The sequence below is a fragment of the Enterobacter cloacae complex sp. 372C4 genome (assembly GCF_050030615.1).
In the GTDB taxonomy this organism is placed as follows: Bacteria; Pseudomonadota; Gammaproteobacteria; order Enterobacterales; family Enterobacteriaceae; genus Enterobacter; species Enterobacter intestinihominis.
In genome coordinates, this window is the sequence record NZ_JBLGUQ010000001.1 from 2,792,701 (window position 1) to 2,813,953 (window position 21,253).

The 21,253-nt window shown below is 54.9% G+C and carries 15 protein-coding genes; 7 read left to right on the top strand and 8 right to left on the bottom strand.

What is annotated here, in order from left to right:
* Positions 1-4: 4 nt before the first annotated feature.
* The 3 genes from ACQG11_RS13415 to aroP all read right to left on the bottom strand — a co-directional run bounded on the left by ACQG11_RS13415 (position 5) and on the right by aroP (position 3,898).
* Positions 5-955 (bottom strand): glycoside hydrolase family 43 protein, encoded by a 951-nt coding sequence (locus tag ACQG11_RS13415; protein WP_058677779.1) that lies wholly within the window; start codon positions 953-955, stop codon positions 5-7.
* A 10-nt stretch (positions 956-965) separates the two neighbouring features.
* Entirely contained in the window at positions 966-2,363 is a 1,398-nt protein-coding gene (locus ACQG11_RS13420) for a glycoside-pentoside-hexuronide (GPH):cation symporter (protein WP_022647062.1), read from the bottom strand.
* Between the two features lie 164 nt (positions 2,364-2,527).
* Positions 2,528-3,898, bottom strand: a complete 1,371-nt coding sequence (gene aroP, locus ACQG11_RS13425; RefSeq protein WP_022647063.1) for an aromatic amino acid transporter AroP — start codon at positions 3,896-3,898, stop codon at positions 2,528-2,530.
* A gap of 537 nt (positions 3,899-4,435) precedes the next feature.
* Between aroP and pdhR the strand changes: the two genes are divergently transcribed.
* The 4 genes from pdhR to lpdA all read left to right on the top strand — a co-directional run bounded on the left by pdhR (position 4,436) and on the right by lpdA (position 11,497).
* Entirely contained in the window at positions 4,436-5,200 is a 765-nt protein-coding gene (gene pdhR, locus ACQG11_RS13430; protein ID WP_006173806.1) for a pyruvate dehydrogenase complex transcriptional repressor PdhR, read from the top strand.
* A 123-nt stretch (positions 5,201-5,323) separates the two neighbouring features.
* The gene (gene aceE, locus ACQG11_RS13435; protein WP_022647064.1) at positions 5,324-7,987 is read left to right on the top strand and encodes a pyruvate dehydrogenase (acetyl-transferring), homodimeric type; all 2,664 of its coding nucleotides are present in this window, start codon (positions 5,324-5,326) and stop codon (positions 7,985-7,987) included.
* A gap of 14 nt (positions 7,988-8,001) precedes the next feature.
* Entirely contained in the window at positions 8,002-9,897 is a 1,896-nt protein-coding gene (gene aceF / locus ACQG11_RS13440) for a pyruvate dehydrogenase complex dihydrolipoyllysine-residue acetyltransferase (protein ID WP_022647065.1), read from the top strand.
* A 175-nt stretch (positions 9,898-10,072) separates the two neighbouring features.
* A complete protein-coding gene (gene lpdA / locus ACQG11_RS13445; protein WP_003856313.1) occupies positions 10,073-11,497 on the top strand; it encodes a dihydrolipoyl dehydrogenase in 1,425 nt (474 codons plus the stop codon).
* Positions 11,498-11,549: 52 nt separating this feature from the next.
* On the opposite strand, the gene ACQG11_RS13450 is transcribed toward lpdA, so the two are convergent.
* The gene (locus ACQG11_RS13450) at positions 11,550-12,341 is read right to left on the bottom strand and encodes a DUF2950 family protein (RefSeq protein ID WP_180256641.1); all 792 of its coding nucleotides are present in this window, start codon (positions 12,339-12,341) and stop codon (positions 11,550-11,552) included.
* A gap of 10 nt (positions 12,342-12,351) precedes the next feature.
* Positions 12,352-13,869 carry a DUF3300 domain-containing protein gene (locus ACQG11_RS13455; RefSeq protein WP_058645833.1) on the bottom strand — a complete coding sequence of 506 codons (1,518 nt, stop codon included), beginning with the start codon at positions 13,867-13,869 and terminating at the stop codon, positions 12,352-12,354.
* A gap of 387 nt (positions 13,870-14,256) precedes the next feature.
* Between ACQG11_RS13455 and acnB the strand changes: the two genes are divergently transcribed.
* Together acnB and yacL are read left to right on the top strand one after the other, a co-directional pair.
* Positions 14,257-16,854, top strand: a complete 2,598-nt coding sequence (gene acnB / locus ACQG11_RS13460) for a bifunctional aconitate hydratase 2/2-methylisocitrate dehydratase (protein WP_063849763.1) — start codon at positions 14,257-14,259, stop codon at positions 16,852-16,854.
* A gap of 150 nt (positions 16,855-17,004) precedes the next feature.
* Positions 17,005-17,367, top strand: a complete 363-nt coding sequence (gene yacL / locus ACQG11_RS13465; protein WP_022647069.1) for a protein YacL — start codon at positions 17,005-17,007, stop codon at positions 17,365-17,367.
* 31 nt (positions 17,368-17,398) lie between these two features.
* On the opposite strand, the gene speD is transcribed toward yacL, so the two are convergent.
* The 3 genes from speD to ACQG11_RS13480 all read right to left on the bottom strand — a co-directional run bounded on the left by speD (position 17,399) and on the right by ACQG11_RS13480 (position 19,512).
* A complete protein-coding gene (gene speD / locus ACQG11_RS13470; RefSeq protein WP_022647070.1) occupies positions 17,399-18,193 on the bottom strand; it encodes an adenosylmethionine decarboxylase in 795 nt (264 codons plus the stop codon).
* Complete coding sequence (gene speE, locus ACQG11_RS13475; protein WP_022647071.1) at positions 18,194-19,063, bottom strand: polyamine aminopropyltransferase; 870 nt, start codon at positions 19,061-19,063, stop codon at positions 18,194-18,196.
* 101 nt (positions 19,064-19,164) lie between these two features.
* Positions 19,165-19,512 (bottom strand): YacC family pilotin-like protein, encoded by a 348-nt coding sequence (locus ACQG11_RS13480; RefSeq protein WP_003856306.1) that lies wholly within the window; start codon positions 19,510-19,512, stop codon positions 19,165-19,167.
* A 145-nt stretch (positions 19,513-19,657) separates the two neighbouring features.
* Between ACQG11_RS13480 and cueO the strand changes: the two genes are divergently transcribed.
* Positions 19,658-21,217, top strand: coding sequence for a multicopper oxidase CueO (cueO, locus tag ACQG11_RS13485; protein WP_032677186.1), 1,560 nt, complete (start codon positions 19,658-19,660; stop codon positions 21,215-21,217).
* The last annotated feature ends 36 nt before the right edge of the window (positions 21,218-21,253 follow it).

Below are 21,253 nucleotides of genomic sequence, written 5' to 3' on the forward strand. Positions count from 1 at the left end.
GCCGTTACAGCGTATCCGCAGGCGGGATGCCGAAATCAGGCATCCCGTTGTCGTCCCAGCGGACGAGCTTCAGGCGAGTGTGGCGATTCGGATCGTAAAGCGGATCGCCTTCAATTTCAGTGTAGTTTCGCGCGTGGTAGACCAGCACATCGTCGCCTTCCGGCGTCTGCGTAAAGCTGTTATGGCCTGGTCCATACTGACGGTTTTCGTAGCTGGTGACGAACACCGGGCGCGGGGATTTATGCCAGTTAGTCGGGTTTTGCGGATCGGCATCTACGTCTATCCACAGTAATCCCATGCAGTAATTCTCGTCGGTGGCGCTGGCGGAATAGCTGATAAATAGCTTATCGCCATGGAACAGCACCGCCGGGCCTTCGTTGACCCAGAATCCGCGGCACTCCCAGTCATATTCCGGTTTACTGAGCATCACCGGCTCGCCTTTCAGCGTCCACGGATTTTCCATTTCACACAGGTAAAGATTGGAGTTACCGGAAATGTCCGGGGCTTTTTGCGCCCACAGATACCAGCGTTTGCCCTGATGCACAAAGGTAGTGGCATCCAGCGCGAAGGTGTCAAACGGGGTTTTGATTTGCCCTTTTTCCACCCATGTACCGGTGAGCGGATCGCGATCTGCGCATTCAATGGCGAACATGCGATGCTGGAACATCCCGAGTTCGTCGAGCGCCTGGGTATGTGTGGCGGCAAAGTAGATGTACCACTTGCCGTCGATATGATGCAGTTCCGGTGCCCAGATCAGCTGGCTCATCGGGCCGGTGTCGGGCTTGCGCCAGACAACTACCTCTTCGGCATTGCCTAAATCTTCCAGCGAGTCCGCGCGGCGGATCGCCAGCCGGTCATACTCCGGCACGGAGGCGATAAAGTAATATTGTCCTTCGTGGCGCAGGATATACGGGTCGGCGCGTTGTTCAATAAACGGGTTTGGCCAGGTTTGCATTCGGCTTTCCTTATTTAGTCTCAGCGGCTTTAAATTCCTGATAGTCGCTCAGTTCACGATAGTTGGTGCGACGCTTCTCCAGATCGGACTGGATTTGCTTCATGGTCTCACGGTCCACTTTCAGCAGACGTACAACGCCCGCGGTAATTAAATATCCAATGCCAGGAATGACGGTAAAGAGCAGCACAATGCCGTTGATGGCATCCGCGCTCTGCGCTTTTGCGCCCGCGTCATAACCGTACCAGGAGAGCAGGAAGCCAACCATCGCCCCGGCAATCGCCAGACCCAGCTTCAGGAAGAAGATGTTGCCGGAGAAGCTTATCCCGGTGATACGTTTCCCGGTTTTCCATTCACCGTAGTCGTCCACGTCGGCCATCAGTGACCAGTGCAGAGGGGATGGGATCTGGTGCAGGATATTCAGCAGGACGTAAAGCACAACAATGGTTGTCGTCGCTTTCGGGTCGAAGAAGTAGAAGGCGCAGGAGAAAATCGCCAGCGCGATGTTGGTCCAGAAGAAGACCTTCAGCTTGCACCAGCGGTCGGTCAGCACTTTCGCCAGCATACTGCCGAACATCATGCCGACAACGCCCAGGCTGATAAACAGCGTGGCGAAATGGGTGCTTTGCCCCATTACCCAGGTGACGTAATACATGGTGGCCGCCATGCGGATAAAGCCCGGGCAGACGTTGCAGAGCGTCAGAAGCAGGATGCGCACCCACTGGTCATTCTTCCACACATCCTTCAGGTCGTTTTTCAGTTCGTCATGGGTTTGTACCGCCGGGCGAACGCGCTCGCGCACCGTGGCGAAGCAGAACAGGAACATGCAGGTACCAATCAGCGCCAGCACGGTCATCGCCATCTGGTAGCCTTTGGCTTTGTTATCCCCACCGAACCAGTCGGCCATTGGCAGGAGCGTAAGCGACAGCAGCAGCGTGGCGATACCGACCATAACAAAACGATAGGACTGGCAGGCAACGCGCTCTTTCGGGTCGTTGGTGATCACGCCACCGAGCGAGCAGTACGGAATGTTGATGGCGGTATAGGTCAGCGACAGCAGGAAGTAGGTGACAAATGCATAGATAACTTTGCTGTTATAGCTCCACTCTGGGGTGGTGAACATCAGGATGCTGAACAGCGCATAGGGGAAGGCAATCCACAGTAGCCATGGACGAAATCGGCCATATTTGCTGCGGGTACGGTCGGCAATCGCGCCCATGATTGGGTCCGTTACGGCGTCAATCACGCGAACGGACAGCAGCAGTACCCCAACCAGCGCAGGCGCCAGACCAAAAATATCCGTATAAAAATAGTTAACAAATAACATGATGGCGCCAAAGATAATGTTGCATCCGGCGTCACCCATGCCATAGCCGATCTTTTCTTTTACTGACAGTTTGTTGTTATCCATCGACAGATCTCCGGGTTTCGGTATGGAGAGAATTATTCGCTGGCAAACGGATATATGCGTTGCAATATAAGGGCGGTGATATGGAGGATTTTGCTGTTGGCGTGAATTTGTGAGGAAGGTAACAAGACGCTGTACCCGCAACCGCGGGTACAGCGAGAAAACAGTTAGTGCGCTTTCACCGTTTTGGCGTTTTTCTGTTTCACCATATAGCCCACGCCGAGGATCGCAATCCACACCGGGATGAGGTAGACGGAAATCGCCATGCCTGGCGTGATGAGCATGATGATCAGCACGGCCGCCATGAACAGCAGGCAAACCCAGTTCCCCAGCGGATAGAGCAGGGCAGGGAAGCGCGTGGTTACGCCCTGCTGCTGCTTGGCGCGGCGGAACTTGATGTGCGCGAGGCTAATCATCGCCCAGTTGATCACCAGCGCGGAAACCACCAACGCCATCAGCAGGCCGAAGGCCGATTCCGGTGCCAGGTAGTTAATCAGAACGCAAAGCGCCGTCACGACCGCCGACACGATAATGGTGTTAACCGGTACGCCACGTTTATCAACGGTAAGCAGCGCTTTCGGTGCGTTGCCCTGTTGCGCCAGGCCGAACAGCATACGGCTGTTGCAGTAAACGCAGCTGTTATAAACAGAGAGCGCGGCGGTCAGCACTACGACGTTAAGCGCGTTCGCCACGAAGGTGTCGCCCAGCTCGTGGAAGATCAGCACAAACGGGCTGGTATCCGCCGTGACGCGTGTCCATGGCAGCAGGGAGAGCAGGACCGCCAGGGAGCCCACGTAGAAGATCAGAATACGGTAGATAACCTGATTTGTGGCTTTCGGGATGCTCTGCTCCGGGTTGTCGGCTTCCGCGGCGGTGATGCCCACCAGCTCCAGACCGCCGAAGGAGAACATAATGATCGCCATCATCATTACCAGGCCGGTCATGCCGTGCGGCAGGAACCCGCCCTGTTCCCAGAGGTTGCGCACGGTTGCCTGCGGGCCACCGTTGCCGCTGAAGAGCAGCCAGCCGCCAAAAATGATCATCGCTACAACGGCAATTACTTTGATAATGGCGAACCAGAACTCCATTTCCCCAAACACTTTCACGTTGGTCAGGTTGATGGCGTTGATCAGCACGAAGAAGACTGCCGCAGACGCCCAGGTGGGGATCTCCGGGTACCAGAATTGAATGTATTTACCGACGGCGGTGAGTTCCGCCATAGCAACCAGCACGTAAAGAACCCAGTAGTTCCATCCAGAGGCGAAGCCCGCAAAGCTGCCCCAGTATTTATAGGCAAAGTGGCTAAAAGAGCCTGCAACCGGCTCCTCAACGACCATTTCCCCTAACTGGCGCATAATCAAAAACGCAATGAAACCTGCAATTGCGTAACCCAGAATAATGCCCGGACCGGCCGACTGGATAACGGACGCACTGCCCAGAAACAGGCCAGTACCAATAGCACCGCCCAGGGCGATGAGCTGAATATGGCGGTTTTTAAGGCCGCGCTTTAGCTGATCGCCATGCTGTTGAGCTTCCATTTGAAACCTCGTGTGTGGTTGTTATGTTCACGCTGTGCGTGTGTAATTATGAAAGTCCATATTCTGTATTTATTTCTTTACGGTTAACGATACCGAAAAAAGCGGAGATGGCTTCCGTTAGCGCCAGAATAGTGGTAAGTGCCAGCGAATGCACCTGCTTTATGAAGGGATGATGACGACTTGAATAAAAAGAAACCAATTGTAAATCGGTACGTTAACCCCTCATACCCCAACCTATAGAATAGAAATGCGTCATAAGTGGACGAATTTTCATATTTTGCCTTGTTGAATCGCTTCAGATTGCAAAATCCCTCGTTTAAATATGGTTAAAACTGCCCCTTTGGGAGTAACCATTTCATTTGTGCAAAGTTACATTCCTGAAACGTTAGTTCTGTAAGGTTGTTAAAATGTGCCGGGTTTCCTGATTTCAATCAAAACCAATATGGACAGAAGGTGAATACTTTGTTACTTTAGCGATACGAACATGAAATTGGTAAGACCAATTGACTCCGGGCAAAAAGGCGTAAGACAGGGAATATGGCCTACAGCAAAATTCGCCAACCAAAACTTTCCGATGTGATTGAGCAGCAGCTGGAGTTTTTGATTCTCGAAGGGACACTGCGCCCGGGCGAGAAACTCCCGCCAGAACGCGAGCTGGCAAAACAGTTCGACGTTTCACGCCCCTCTCTGCGTGAGGCGATTCAACGTCTCGAAGCAAAGGGCCTGTTGCTCCGTCGTCAGGGTGGCGGAACCTTTGTGCAAAACAGCCTGTGGCAGAGCTTCAGCGACCCGCTGGTAGAACTTCTCTCTGACCACCCAGAATCCCAGTTTGATCTGCTTGAGACCCGTCACGCGCTGGAAGGTATCGCGGCCTATTACGCCGCCCTTCGCAGCACTGATGAAGACCGCGTACGTATTCGCGAGCTGCATCAGGCCATTGAACGGGCACAGCAGTCCGGCGACTTAGACGCCGAATCCAGCGCCGTTGTCCAGTATCAAATTGCCGTCACCGAAGCAGCGCACAACGTGGTGCTCCTCCATCTGCTACGCTGCATGGAGCCCATGCTGGCCCAGAACGTTCGTCAGAATTTTGAATTGTTGTATGCCCGTCGGGAGATGCTCCCGCTGGTAAGCAACCATCGCACCCGAGTATTCGAGGCGATAATGGCCGGGGAACCGGAGCAGGCGCGTGAAGCGTCGCACCGCCATCTGGCTTTCATTGAGGAAATCTTGCTGGACCGCAGCCGTGAACAATCGCGTCGCGAGCGTTCATTGCGCCGCATACAGCAACGAAAGGATTAAGCGCCAGGTACTTTTAGAGCGCGGCAACTAAACGCAGAACCTGTCTTATTGTGTTCTTAACCGAGAGCACAATGGGACAGGTTCCAGACAAATCAACGTATTAGATAGATAAGGAATACCCCCATGTCAGAACGTCTCCAAAATGACGTGGATCCGATCGAAACTCGCGACTGGCTACAGGCGATCGAATCGGTCATCCGTGAAGAAGGTGTTGAGCGTGCTCAGTATCTGATTGATCAGCTGCTTTCAGAAGCGCGCAAAGGCGGCGTGAAAGTGGCTTCAGGTGCAGGGGCTAGCAACTACGTAAACACGATTGCCGTCGAAGACGAACCGGAATACCCGGGCAATCTGGATCTGGAACGCCGTATCCGTTCTGCTATCCGCTGGAACGCTATCATGACCGTTCTGCGCGCATCCAAGAAAGATCTGGAACTGGGTGGCCACATGGCGTCCTTCCAGTCCTCTGCGACCGTTTACGAAGTGTGCTTCAACCACTTCTTCCGTGCAGCCAACGAGAAAGACGGCGGCGATCTGGTGTACTTCCAGGGCCACATCTCTCCGGGCATCTATGCACGTGCCTTCCTGGAAGGTCGTCTGACTGAAGAGCAGATGAACAACTTCCGTCAGGAAGTTCACGGTAAGGGTCTGTCTTCTTATCCGCACCCTAAACTGATGCCTGAGTTCTGGCAGTTCCCGACCGTATCTATGGGTCTGGGTCCAATTGGTGCAATCTATCAGGCTAAATTCCTGAAGTACCTGGAACACCGTGGTCTGAAAGACACCTCTGAGCAGACCGTTTACGCCTTCCTGGGCGACGGTGAAATGGATGAGCCAGAATCTAAAGGCGCGATCACCATCGCGACCCGTGAGAAGCTGGACAACCTGTGCTTCATCATCAACTGTAACCTGCAACGTCTGGATGGTCCGGTAACCGGTAACGGCAAGATCATTAACGAACTGGAAGGCATCTTCGCGGGTGCAGGCTGGAACGTGATCAAAGTCATGTGGGGCGGTCGTTGGGATGAGCTGCTGCGTAAAGACACCAGCGGTAAACTGATCCAGCTGATGAACGAAACCGTTGACGGCGACTACCAGACCTTCAAATCCAAAGACGGTGCCTACGTTCGTGAGCACTTCTTCGGCAAATATCCTGAAACCGCAGCCCTGGTTGCAGACTGGACTGACGAGCAGATCTGGGCGCTGAACCGCGGTGGTCACGATCCGAAGAAAGTTTACGCTGCACTGAAAAAAGCGCAGGAAACCAAAGGTAAAGCGACTGTGATCCTGGCCCACACCATCAAAGGTTACGGCATGGGTGATACCGCAGAAGGTAAAAACATCGCTCACCAGGTTAAGAAAATGAACATGGACGGCGTGCGTTATATCCGCGACCGTTTCAACGTTCCAGTGACCGATGAGCAGGTAGAAAACCTGTCTTACATTACCTTCCCGGAAGGGTCTGAAGAGCATAAATACCTGCACGAACGTCGTCAGGCACTGAAAGGCTACCTGCCTGCTCGTCAGCCTAACTTCACCGAGAAGCTGGAACTGCCAGCCCTGGAAGACTTCTCTCAGCTGCTGGAAGAGCAGAACAAAGAGATCTCTACCACTATCGCTTTCGTTCGTGCCCTGAACGTGATGCTGAAGAACAAGTCAATCAAAGATCGTCTGGTTCCAATCATCGCCGACGAAGCGCGTACTTTCGGTATGGAAGGTCTGTTCCGTCAGATCGGTATCTACAGCCCGAACGGCCAGCAGTACACCCCGCAGGACCGTGAGCAGGTTGCATACTACAAAGAAGACGAGAAAGGTCAGATCCTGCAGGAAGGTATCAACGAGCTGGGCGCAGGCGCATCCTGGCTGGCTGCTGCGACCTCTTACAGCACCAACAACCTGCCGATGATCCCGTTCTACATCTACTACTCCATGTTCGGGTTCCAGCGTATCGGTGATCTGTGCTGGCAGGCCGGCGACCAGCAGGCTCGCGGCTTCCTGATTGGTGGTACTTCTGGTCGTACGACCCTGAACGGTGAAGGTCTGCAGCACGAAGATGGCCACAGCCACATTCAGTCCCTGACTATCCCTAACTGTATCTCTTACGACCCGTCTTACGCGTACGAAGTGGCAGTCATCATGCATGACGGTCTGCAGCGCATGTACGGTGAAGCGCAAGAGAACGTTTACTACTACATCACCACCCTGAACGAAAACTACCACATGCCGGCAATGCCAGCAGGTGCCGAGGAAGGTATCCGTAAAGGTATCTACAAACTCGAAACCATCGAAGGTAGCAAAGGTAAAGTTCAGCTGCTGGGCTCCGGTTCTATCCTGCGTCACGTTCGTGAAGCAGCGCAGATCCTGGCGAAAGACTACGGTGTGGGTTCCGATGTGTACTCTGTGACCTCCTTCACTGAACTGGCGCGTGATGGCCAGGATTGTGAGCGCTGGAACATGCTGCACCCAATGGAAACCCCACGCGTTCCGTACATCGCTCAGGTGATGAACGACGCGCCAGCGGTGGCGTCTACTGACTATATGAAACTGTTCGCTGAGCAGGTTCGTACTTACGTTCCAGCTGATGATTATCGCGTACTGGGTACTGACGGCTTCGGTCGTTCTGACAGCCGCGAAAACCTGCGTCACCACTTCGAAGTTGATGCTTCCTACGTGGTTGTAGCAGCACTGGGCGAACTGGCTAAACGTGGCGAAATCGATAAGAAAGTGGTTGCGGACGCAATCACCAAATTCAACATCGATGCAGATAAAGTTAACCCGCGTCTGGCGTAAGAGGTAAAAGAATAATGGCTATCGAAATCAATGTACCGGACATCGGGGCTGATGAAGTTGAAATCACCGAGATCCTGGTCAAAGTAGGCGACAAAGTTGAAGCTGAACAGTCGCTGATCACCGTAGAAGGCGACAAAGCCTCTATGGAAGTCCCGTCTCCTCAGGCTGGCATCGTTAAAGAGATCAAAGTCTCTGTTGGCGATAAAACCGAGACTGGCAAACTGATCATGATTTTCGATTCCGCCGACGGTGCAGCAGCTGCTGCACCTGCGCAGGAAGAGAAGAAAGAAGCCGCTCCTGCTGCTGCTCCAGCAGCGGCCGCGGCAGCGAAAGAAGTAAATGTGCCTGACATCGGCGGTGACGAAGTTGAAGTTACCGAAATCCTGGTGAAAGTGGGCGACACCGTTGCGGCTGAGCAGTCACTGATCACCGTAGAAGGCGACAAAGCCTCTATGGAAGTGCCAGCACCGTTCGCCGGTACCGTTAAAGAGATCAAGATCAACACCGGCGACAAAGTGTCTACCGGCTCGCTGATCATGGTCTTCGAAGTGGCGGGTGCTGCACCTGCCGCTGCGCCTGCTCAGGCTGCTGCTCCGGCTCCGGCCGCTGCGCCAGCGGCTGCTGGCGGCGCGAAAGACGTTAACGTACCGGATATCGGCGGTGACGAAGTTGAAGTGACCGAAGTGATGGTGAAAGTGGGCGACAAAGTTGCCGCTGAACAGTCACTGATCACCGTTGAAGGCGACAAAGCTTCCATGGAAGTGCCTGCGCCGTTCGCCGGTACCGTTAAAGAGATCAAAATCAGCACCGGCGACAAAGTGTCTACCGGCTCTCTGATCATGGTCTTCGAAGTGGAAGGCGCAGCGCCTGCCGCCGCTCCGGCTGCCGCGGCTGCTCCGGCACCTGCTGCTGCACCGGCTCAGGCTGCTAAACCTGCTGCTGCCCCTGCTGCTAAAGCAGAAAAATCTGAGTTCGCTGAAAACGACGCTTACGTCCACGCGACTCCGCTGATTCGTCGCCTGGCGCGCGAATTCGGTGTGAACCTGGCGAAAGTGAAGGGCACCGGCCGTAAAGGTCGTATCCTGCGCGAAGACGTTCAGGCTTACGTGAAAGACGCGGTGAAACGCGCCGAAGCTGCACCTGCGGCAGCCGCTGGCGGCGGTATCCCGGGCATGCTGCCATGGCCGAAAGTGGACTTCAGTAAGTTCGGTGAAATCGAAGAAGTGGAGCTGGGCCGTATCCAGAAAATCTCTGGTGCTAACCTGAGCCGTAACTGGGTGATGATCCCGCACGTTACGCACTTCGATAAGACCGATATCACCGATCTGGAAGCGTTCCGTAAACAGCAGAACGCCGAAGCTGAGAAGCGTAAGCTGGACGTGAAGTTCACCCCAGTGGTCTTTATCATGAAGGCCGTTGCCGCTGCCCTTGAGCAGATGCCACGCTTCAACAGCTCCCTGTCCGAAGACGGCCAGAAGCTGACGCTGAAGAAATACATCAACATCGGTGTTGCGGTTGATACGCCAAATGGTCTGGTGGTTCCGGTCTTCAAAGACGTGAACAAGAAGAGCATTACCGAGCTGTCCCGTGAACTGACCACCATCTCCAAAAAAGCGCGTGATGGTAAGCTGACTGCCGGCGAAATGCAGGGCGGCTGCTTCACTATCTCCAGCATCGGCGGCCTGGGTACCACCCACTTCGCGCCGATTGTAAACGCGCCGGAAGTGGCTATCCTCGGTGTGTCCAAGTCCGCGATGGAGCCGGTGTGGAATGGCAAAGAGTTCGTGCCGCGTCTGATGATGCCAATCTCTCTGTCCTTCGACCACCGCGTAATCGACGGGGCTGATGGTGCGCGTTTCATCACCATCATTAACAACACCCTGAGCGACATTCGCCGCCTGGTGATGTAATCGAAAAGCCGGCCAGTCGGCCGGCTTTTTTCTGATAATCTCATGGGGTTTTTGAGGTTATTGGTGAAAGCGATAATTCGTGAGCCGTTTGTTGTTTCAAAATTGTTAACAATTTTGTAAAATACGGGCGGATAGAACGACCCGGTGGACGACGGGTATACATTAAGAGGTCATGATGAGCACAGAAATCAAAACTCAGGTCGTAGTACTTGGGGCAGGCCCGGCAGGTTACTCCGCAGCATTTCGCGCCGCGGATTTAGGTCTGGAAACCGTCATCGTAGAACGTTACAGCACCCTCGGCGGTGTTTGTCTGAACGTCGGCTGTATCCCTTCTAAAGCGCTGCTGCACGTAGCGAAAGTTATCGAAGAAGCCAAAGCGCTGGCTGAACACGGTATCGTCTTCGGCGAGCCGAAAACCGATATCGACAAAATTCGTACCTGGAAAGAGAAAGTTATCACTCAGCTGACCGGCGGTCTGGCGGGTATGGCCAAAGGCCGTAAAGTGAAAGTGGTAAACGGTCTGGGTAAATTCACCGGTGCGAACACCCTGGAAGTGGAAGGCGAAAACGGCAAAACCGTGATCAACTTCGACAACGCGATCATCGCGGCAGGCTCTCGCCCAATCGAACTGCCATTCATTCCACATGAAGATCCACGCGTGTGGGATTCCACCGATGCGCTGGAGCTGAAAACCGTTCCTAAGCGTCTGCTGGTTATGGGCGGCGGTATCATCGGTCTGGAAATGGGTACTGTGTACCATGCGCTGGGTTCAGAGATCGACGTGGTTGAAATGTTCGACCAGGTAATCCCGGCAGCCGACAAAGATATCGTTAAAGTCTTCACCAAACGCATCAGCAAGAAATTCAACCTGATGCTGGAAACCAAAGTGACTGCCGTTGAAGCGAAAGAAGACGGTATTTACGTTTCAATGGAAGGCAAAAAAGCCCCATCCGAACCACAGCGTTACGACGCCGTGCTGGTGGCTATTGGCCGTGTGCCGAACGGTAAAAACCTCGACGCGGGCAAAGCTGGCGTGGAAGTGGACGACCGTGGCTTCATCCGCGTTGACAAACAGCTGCGTACCAACGTGCCGCACATCTTTGCTATCGGCGATATCGTCGGTCAGCCAATGCTGGCGCACAAAGGTGTTCACGAAGGTCATGTTGCCGCTGAAGTTATCGCCGGCATGAAGCATTACTTCGATCCGAAAGTGATCCCATCTATCGCGTATACCGAGCCAGAAGTTGCATGGGTTGGTCTGACTGAGAAAGAAGCGAAAGAGAAAGGCATCAGCTACGAAACTGCCACCTTCCCGTGGGCTGCTTCTGGCCGTGCTATCGCGTCCGACTGCGCAGACGGTATGACCAAACTGATCTTCGACAAAGAGACTCACCGCGTCATCGGTGGTGCGATTGTCGGTACCAACGGCGGCGAGCTGCTGGGTGAAATCGGTCTGGCTATCGAAATGGGCTGCGACGCAGAAGACATCGCGCTGACCATCCACGCACACCCAACTCTGCATGAGTCCGTGGGCCTGGCGGCAGAAGTGTTTGAAGGTAGCATTACCGACCTGCCAAACGCGAAAGCGAAGAAGAAATAAGTTTCTTCAGATGAAAAAAGCGGCCTCAGGCCGCTTTTTTTATGCGCTGCGTTCAGGGTGTGACAGGCTGCCAGGTCTTATCCGGCTGGTATTCACTAAGAGCCTGCGCTTTCTGCGCCGAATCGTTGCCGAGATCTGCCTGATAAACCGCGTCATCCTGGTTAATTACAAAGCTCATTACCCCCGTCTGACCGTAGTTCACCGGCCAGGCGATCATGGCAAAGCCATTTTTATCCGGCAGGATGCGGAATCGGTAACCATGGTAACCCGCCCCCGACTGTGGAGGACTGAACGCCGGACCCAGTGGGCTGGGCGTTTCACCGGGAGCGACGGGCCAGTACAGTCCATCCTTTTTACCTTCAGAACTGACTATCTTCTGCGCGTACTTTTGGTTCATCGCAAAATAGCTCTGCTGGGCATCAACATAGGCGTGAAGCGCTTCGATGGCTGCGAGTTCGTTGCGCCCGATTTCGCGGGTCAGGATCTCTTCTGCGGCTTCCTGCATATCAAACTGCCAGCCAGATGCCGTTTTGACCACCGGGATCGGTAGCTGCCAGCCGTTATCGCCCACCACCAGGTGCGCCACGTTGCCACTGATGACGGTTTTATGATGAACGTTCCAGTCGCGCAGGAAGCGATCGACCGCTTCGGGATCAACGCCTTCGGGCGGCAGGAAATCGCGCCAGTTTTCACCGAGCAAATTGTTCATCGCACTTTCGTTTTGCTCGCTGATGGCGCTTGCCAGCGCACTGGTCGCCTGTTCTGGCGAACTGAACGATTGCTGTGCCATGACGGCCGCCGAGACCATGAACAACACCATTCCACTGAGTAATTGACGTTTCATGTCGGCTCCCTTAACGATGACGGAATTCATGGCGTTCAGCGCGTTCACCAGTGAGCTGGCGCGGCTGATGTTGACGAGTAGCGAGCTGCCGGCTTTGCGCCCCGCGCTGCTGCTGCGCCTGCCAGTTCGCGGAGCGGCTGTCGTTGCCGCTCAGGGCATTGGCCCGATGCAGCCTGGCTGGCTGCTGTACCGTCTGTAAAACCCGCTTCTCCTGTCTGTGCATGTCAGTCTGATGATGTACACGCTGCGGCGTGCTCGTCCGTTTTACGGCCTGCGGCCTGGTGTCATATCCACGATAGTTATTTCGCTGCGAGATCTGCTTCAACTGTTGCGTTGAGGCCAGACGTTGTGCGTCCCGCGTGGCTGTATGTACTGAGTGTGGGAGGGTTTTACCCGTTGATTTTTCCATCTGGCTGAGAGCGGCCTGGCGCTGGCTGTCGCGATTGACTGGTTTTTGCTGCGTCGCGCTTAGCCCGGTGGCTGTCTGTGTAGAGTGGAAGCGGTTAGCCAGCTGGTTATTCGGGTAAGGCACGCCTTCACGATAGGCAGGATTGTGCTGCCAGGTGTGGTTATTACCGTTCAGGTGCTGCCCGCTGATTCTGTTGAAATTATCCACGTTGATATTGATGTTGTTATCACCGTTGCGGTTATAACCGCCGTGATTGTCCCAGTCATCATCGTGATGATGGTGATCCCAGTCGTCGTCATCCCAGTCAATATTGCTGAAAATGGCGTAGGTTGTAGCGACCCCGAGGCTAAAACCTAATCCTTTAACCAGACTGTCAGTGAATTGCTCGCCGGGTGAAGGCGGAAGATAGACCGGCGGGTAAGCGGTGTTAGGCCAGGTACCATAAACCGTATTCGGATTATACGTGGGAACATACACCACCTGCGGATCGGCGGATTCAATCTTGATCACCGTTGGGCTGGTAGGCGTTGCGGTTGTCGTGGTTTTTGTCGATGCAGGTTTCGTGACGGTGGTGACCGTCTGCTGCGGTGTGGATTGCAGCGCACCCGTTTGTTGGGCCAGCAGGCGCAGCCGCTGTACGGAATCCATCACATCTTTCGGCTGTGCAAGGAAGGCGTCTCCCAGATTTTGTACCCATGGCGGATTTTCGCCCATCAACGACATCAGCTGAGGAAACGCAACCAGGGATTTTACGCTGGGATCCCACGGCTGGGTGGCTACCGCCTGCAGGGCGGCATCACCCTGCATTTTAGGATTGTCTTTCGACCACTGCGCGGCCTGAATAACATTTGACGGGTAGGTCGACGCCATCAAGATTTGCGACAGCAGGGCATCCGGGTAAAGCGCGACAGGGGCAACCCATTGGTCGATTTGCGCCGCAGTGTAGACCGGGGCAGCGACGGGCGCAGGCTGGGCTACCGGTGCGCCAGGTTGTTGTGTAACCGGAGCAGGCGTAGCAGGTTCCGTTGCGCGGCTTTTAACGTACATGACACCCGAGGCGGCAAACAGCCCCGCACTGCAAAGCAGAACAAGAAGATGTGGTTTAAAAGGCAACTTCATAGATTGACTCCAACGAGACGAGTGCAGTGCCGTGAGGCGTTGCTGTTGCCGCGAGTATCATTCACTCGTGTTTTACAGTTTTGACTATTGTTGGGAAACCAACCGGAGCGTCCGGATAAAGAGTGTGAGTATTTATTACACAATTATATCGGATAGCTGAAAAGGCGACGGGAAAGAGGACAAGATTCGCCTCGTCTCCCCGCTACACCATGCTTAACGATTCAGCAAATAATTTAATGTTGCTTTTTTGTAAACAGATTAACACTGTGCAGAAATCCTGCTATGCTGCCCGACGCGGTATCGGGCATTTACCCTACAAACTGCTGTCTCACAGGAGCGTGAAGAGAACGCCCGCCGCATATGACAATGAGAGCGAGGAGAACCGTCGTGCTAGAAGAATACCGTAAGCACGTAGCAGAACGTGCCGCCGAGGGAATTGTACCCAAACCTTTAGATGCAACCCAAATGGCCGCGCTCGTCGAGCTGCTGAAGAACCCGCCTGAGGGCGAAGAAGAATTCCTGTTAGATCTGCTGATCAACCGCGTACCGCCTGGCGTAGATGAAGCTGCCTACGTAAAAGCCGGATTCCTTGCTGCTATCGCCAAAGGCGAAGCCACCTCCCCACTGGTTACTCCTGAAAAAGCCATTGAACTGCTCGGCACCATGCAGGGCGGCTATAACATTCATCCGCTGATTGACGCGCTGGACAACGAAAAGCTGGCACCGATTGCTGCCAAAGCGCTCTCTTCAACGCTGCTGATGTTCGATAACTTCTACGATGTAGAAGAAAAAGCCAAAGCAGGCAACGTTTACGCGAAGCAGGTGATGCAGTCCTGGGCCGATGCCGAATGGTTCCTGAACCGCCCTGCGCTTGCTGAAAAAATTACCGTGACCGTCTTTAAGGTTACCGGTGAAACCAACACCGATGACCTCTCTCCGGCTCCGGACGCGTGGTCTCGTCCTGATATTCCCCTGCACGCTCTGGCGATGCTGAAAAACGCCCGTGAAGGCATCGAGCCGGATCAGCCGGGCGTAGTGGGCCCGATCAAACAGATCGAAGCGCTGCAACAAAAAGGTTTCCCGCTGGCCTACGTCGGTGACGTTGTGGGTACCGGTTCTTCCCGTAAATCTGCGACCAACTCCGTGCTGTGGTTCATGGGCGACGATATTCCGCACGTGCCGAACAAGCGCGGCGGCGGCCTGTGCCTCGGCGGCAAAATTGCACCGATCTTCTTCAACACCATGGAAGATGCGGGCGCTCTGCCAATTGAAGTGGACGTGAGCAACCTGAACATGGGCGACGTGATTGACGTTTACCCGTATAAAGGCGAAGTGCGCAACCACGAAACCAACGAACTGTTGGCAAGCTTCGAGCTGAAAACCGACGTGCTGATCGACGAAGTGCGTGCCGGTGGCCGTATTCCGCTGATCATTGGCCGTGGCCTGACCACCAAAGCGCGTGAAGCGCTGGGTCTGCCGCACAGTGACGTGTTCCGTCAGGCGAAAGACGTGGCGGAAAGCAATCGCGGCTTCTCGCTGGCACAGAAAATGGTCGGTCGCGCCTGCGGCGTCGCTGGTATCCGTCCTGGCGCGTACTGCGAGCCGAAAATGACCTCCGTGGGCTCTCAGGACACCACCGGTCCAATGACCCGTGATGAACTGAAAGACCTTGCGTGCCTGGGCTTCTCGTCTGACCTGGTCATGCAGTCCTTCTGCCACACTGCGGCATATCCGAAGCCGGTTGACGTCACTACGCACCACACGCTGCCTGACTTCATTATGAACCGTGGCGGTGTCTCCCTGCGTCCGGGCGACGGCGTTATCCACTCCTGGCTGAACCGCATGCTGCTGCCGGACACCGTGGGTACCGGCGGTGACTCTCATACCCGTTTCCCGATTGGTATCTCCTTCCCTGCGGGCTCCGGTCTGGTGGCGTTTGCCGCAGCGACCGGCGTGATGCCTCTCGACATGCCTGAATCCGTGCTGGTGCGCTTCAAAGGCAAAATGCAGCCGGGCATCACTCTGCGCGATCTGGTGCACGCAATCCCGCTGTATGCCATCAAACAGGGTCTGCTGACCGTTGAGAAGAAGGGCAAGAAAAACATCTTCTCTGGCCGCATTCTGGAAATTGAAGGTCTGCCGGATCTGAAAGTTGAGCAGGCGTTCGAGCTGACCGATGCCTCTGCCGAGCGTTCTGCGGCGGGCTGTACCATCAAGCTGAACAAAGAGCCGATTATTGAGTATCTGACCTCCAACATCGTGCTGCTCAAGTGGATGATTGCGGAAGGCTACGGCGACCGCCGTACGCTGGAGCGTCGTATTCAGGGCATGGAAAAATGGCTGGCGGATCCGCAGCTGCTGGAAGCTGACGCTGACGCAGAGTACGCGGCGGTGATCGACATCGATCTGGCGGATATCAAAGAGCCAATCCTGTGTGCGCCAAACGATCCGGACGATGCGCGTCTGCTCTCTGACGTACAGGGCGATAAGATCGACGAAGTGTTCATCGGCTCCTGTATGACCAACATCGGCCACTTCCGTGCTGCCGGTAAGCTGCTGGATACTCACAAAGGCCAGCTGCCGACCCGTCTGTGGGTGGCGCCGCCAACCCGTATGGATGCGGCGCAGCTGACCGAAGAGGGCTACTACAGCGTGTTCGGTAAGAGCGGGGCGCGTATTGAAATTCCGGGCTGCTCCCTGTGCATGGGCAACCAGGCGCGCGTGGCCGACGGTGCGACAGTGGTTTCCACCTCCACCCGTAACTTCCCGAACCGTTTGGGTACCGGGGCGAACGTCTACCTGGCTTCTGCGGAGCTGGCAGCGGTTGCGGCGCTGATTGGCAAACTGCCAACGCCGGAAGAGTACCAGACCTTTGTGGCTCAGGTAGATAAGACGGCGGTGGATACCTATCGCTATCTGAACTTCGACCAGCTCTCTCAGTACACCGAGAAGGCTGACGGGGTGATCTTCCAGACGGCAGTATAAAAACCAACCCCTCACCCCTAACCCCTCTCCCTTTGGGAGAGGGCCAGGGTGAGGGGTATTTTTTTTATTTTCATTCCTCCCACCTCTCCCGCTTTTTTTCTTCCTCTCTGCTGCGATAATTACCCTAATGGCTTTGCAGAGGAAAACGCTATGGATTACGAATTTTTGCGCGACATCACCGGCGTGGTGAAAGTGCGAATGTCGATGGGGCACGAAGCCGTTGGACACTGGTTTAACGAAGAGGTGAAAGAGAACCTCGCGCTGCTGGATGAAGTCGAACAGGCAGCGGAAACGGTGAAAGGCAGTGAACGCTCCTGGCAACGCGCCGGGCACGAATACACCCTGTGGATGGATGGCGAAGAGGTGATGGTGCGTGCCAACCAGCTTGAGTTCTCGGGTGATGAGATGGAAGAGGGGATGAGCTACTACGACGAAGAGAGCCTGTCGCTGTGCGGTGTGGAAGATTTCCTGAAAGTGGTGAACGCCTACCGCGACTTTATGAAACAGAAGTAACTCCCCGAAGCGTCCCTGCTTCGGGCCACGATTACACGGTCGGAATGTTACGGCCGTAGTAAATTTCGCGCATCTCTTTCCAGAGCAGGTCGGTAATGACCTTACGCTCTTCTTCGCTTAAATCTTCCGGCTTCGTGTGGAACATGTAGTGCTTAAGGTCGAATTCCTTAAGTAACATTTTGGTGTGGAAGATATTCTCTTGATAGACGTTCACATCCATCATGTCGTACAGCGACTTCATGTCGTCGGACATGAAGTTCTGAATGGAGTTGATCTCATGATCGATGAAGTGCTTCATGCCGTTGATATCACGGGTAAAACCGCGTACGCGATAATCAATAGTGACGATATCGGATTCCAGCTGGTGGATTAAATAATTCAACGCATTCAGCGGTGAAATCACGCCGCAGGTCGACACTTCAATATCCGCGCGGAAGGTACACAGTCCGCCTTCCGGGTGGCTTTCCGGGTAGGTGTGTACGCAGATATGGCTTTTATCCAGGTGGGCGACAACCACTTCTGGCAGTGGGCCGGGGTGCTCGGTTTTGTCGATAAGCTGCGGGTCAACCGGCTCTTCACTGACCAGAATGGTGACGCTTGCTCCCTGCGGCTCGTAATCCTGGCGCGCGATATTCAGGATGTTGGCGCCGATAATCGAGCAGGTCTCTGTCAGGATCTCGGTCAGACGGTTGGCGTTGTAGAGTTCATCGATATAGGCGATATAACCATCGCGCTCTTCTGCTGTTTTGGCGTAGCAGATATCGTAAATACAAAAACTCAGGCTTTTGGTCAGATTGTTAAAGCCATGCAGTTTAAGCTTTTTCAATTAGTTCACCTCCTTTGAGGACAGCGCGTCTTGCAGATATTGAGGCAACGCAAAGGCTGCGGTGTGGATCGCCGGGTTGTAGTATCGGCATTTGAGTCCGGCCTGGTGGAAGCGGGCCTGGATAATTTCGGTGGAGAGATGGCGCAGGACGTCGTTATCCGTCGCCCAGGCAAAGGTCATGATCCCGCCGTAGTAAGTGGGGATCGCCGCCTGGTAGAAGCTGACGTCAGCAAAATAGGTGCTCAGCTTACGGTGGCTATCAAGCGCTTCATCCTGTTGCAGGAAGCAAACGCCGTTTTGCGCCACAAAAATCCCGCCAGGCTTCAGGCAGCGCTTGCAGCCTTCGTAAAACGACGAGGTAAACAGCGACGCGCCGGGGCCGATAGGGTCGGTACAGTCAGAGATAATGACATCAAACGTTTGCGTGGTCTGGTTAACAAAATTGACGCCATCGTCGATAACCAGATTAAACCGCGGATCGTCATAGCTGCCAGCATTGTGGTTGGGCAGATACTGGCGGCAGAACGACACCACACCGGCGTCGATTTCCACCATGGTGATGGTTTCGACATTCTGATGACGCGAGACTTCACGCAGCATCGCGCCGTCGCCGCCGCCGATAATCAGCACGTCCTTCGCGTGGCCGTGGGCCAGCAGCGGGACGTGGGTCATCATTTCGTGATAGATAAACTCGTCGCGCTCGGTGGTTTGCACCACGCCGTCCAGCGCCATTACGCGGCCAAAGGCGGCGTTTTCGAAGATTATCAGATCCTGATGATCGGTTTTCTCATGATAGAGCACGTTATCCACGGCAAAATACTGACCAAACTGGTCATGCAGCGTTTCTTGCCATACCGTTTTTTCGGTCACGGGGAGCACCTCCTTCGTTAACATCCATTACATCCGGCAGATGGGCGCAACACAACACCGCCGTGAAGCGGTTAGCGGGTCAACAAGGGGCGTCGGGAAGGTTACTTCACGTAGGCGAGCAGGCTGAGTGAATCGCGAGCCAGCGCTTTGCATTTTTTAGCAGTGGGAATGCCAATACCGCTTAAATCACGGTAGCTGTCTTCACCGAGCGCCTTCATGTCGAAGCTGTCGTAGTTGCTGAGATCCCATTGGTTCTGCTGGGCAAAAAAGACCAGTGCGCGACGAATTTGCCCATTGGGTAAATTCTGGTAACCACAATCGTTTTTCAGAAAAACAAAAACTGCCGTCAGATCGGCCATATCTTCCGCTTCGTTTTCACTTAGCGCGTAACTGTTCGCACACATCGCCATCAGGCTGGCGAACAAAATTGTTCTGAAAAACGTCTTCATTGCCTTTACCACTGCATCACGGAAAATTAACGTTAGCATACTTGATGCCAGGCCGACGATCTTTATTATTGCCGCCGTGCTTGACCTTCCGGTAAGGGGAGGGTTTATGCTCAAAAGATCGCCTGCTGGAAATAAGGAAATGCACATGCAACGTCGTGATTTTTTAAAATTTTCTGCCGCGCTGGGGGTTGCCAGCGCGTTACCGCTCTGGAGCCGCGCCGTTTTTGCCGCCGACAGACCTGCTTTACCCATACCTGAATTACTCGCCGCAGATGCCCGCAGCCGCATTCAGCTTGTGGTGCAGGCCGGTAAAACCACGTTCGGTCAGCACGCCGCCACGACGTGGGGTTATAACGGCAATTTGCTCGGCCCTGCGTTGCAGTTACGCAAAGGGAAGGCGGTGACGGTTGACATTCATAACACGCTAGCGCAAGAGACCACGCTGCACTGGCATGGGCTGGAAGTCCCGGGCGAAGTGGATGGGGGGCCTCAGGGCGTCATCAGGCCTGGTGGTAAACGCAGCGTCACCTTTACTCCTGACCAGCGTGCGGCGACCTGCTGGTTCCACCCGCATCAGCATGGCAAAACGGGCCATCAGGTGGCGATGGGGCTGGCCGGTCTGGTGCTGATTGAAGACGATGAAAGCCGCCTGCTGCGCCTGCCAAAACAGTGGGGTATCGACGATGTCCCGGTGATTGTGCAGGACAAAAAATTCAGCGCTGACGGGCAAATTGACTATCAGCTGGACGTAATGAGCGCGGCGGTAGGCTGGTTTGGCGATACGCTGCTGACCAACGGCGCAATCTACCCGCAGCATGCCGCGCCAAAAGGCTGGCTGCGTTTACGCCTGCTAAATGGCTGTAACGCCCGCTCGCTGAACTTCGCCACCAGCGATAAACGCCCGCTGTATGTGGTGGCAAGCGACGGCGGCCTGCTGCCGGAGCCGGTGAAAGTGAGCGAGCTGCCGATGCTGATGGGCGAGCGCTTCGAGGTGCTGGTGGATATCAGCGATGGCAAAGCGTTTGACCTGGTGACCCTGCCGGTCAGCCAGATGGGGATGGCCGTTGCGCCGTTTGATAAACCCCATCCGGTCCTGCGCATTCAGCCGCTACAGATCGCCGCTTCCGGTACGCTGCCGGACGCCCTCACCACGCTACCCGCACTCCCGTCGCTGGACGGGCTTACGCAGCGTAAACTTCAGCTCTCCATGGACCCGATGCTCGACATGATGGGCATGCAGGCGCTGATGAAGAAGTACGGCAATCAGGCCATGGCGGGAATGCACCACGGCCAGATGATGGGCCATATGAATATGGACCACGGTAAAATGGGCGGCATGGATCACGGCGGCCATGGTTTCGATTTCCACGACGCCAACCGCATCAACGGCAAAGCGTTCGATATGAACACGCCCATGTTCGCCGCCACGAAAGGGCAGTTTGAACGCTGGGTGATTTCAGGCGAAGGCGACATGATGCTGCACCCGTTCCATATCCACGGCACGCAGTTCCGTATTCTCTCTGAGAACGGTAAAGCGCCGGACGCGCATCGCCGGGGCTGGAAAGATACGGTGAGGGTGGAAGGCGGTGTCAGCGAGGTGCTGGTGAAGTTCGACCACGAAGCGCCGAAAGAGTTTGCCTATATGGCCCACTGCCATCTGCTGGAGCATGAAGATACGGGGATGATGCTGGGCTTTACCGTATAAAAAAAGCCGGGTGGCGGCTTCGCCTTACCCGGCCTA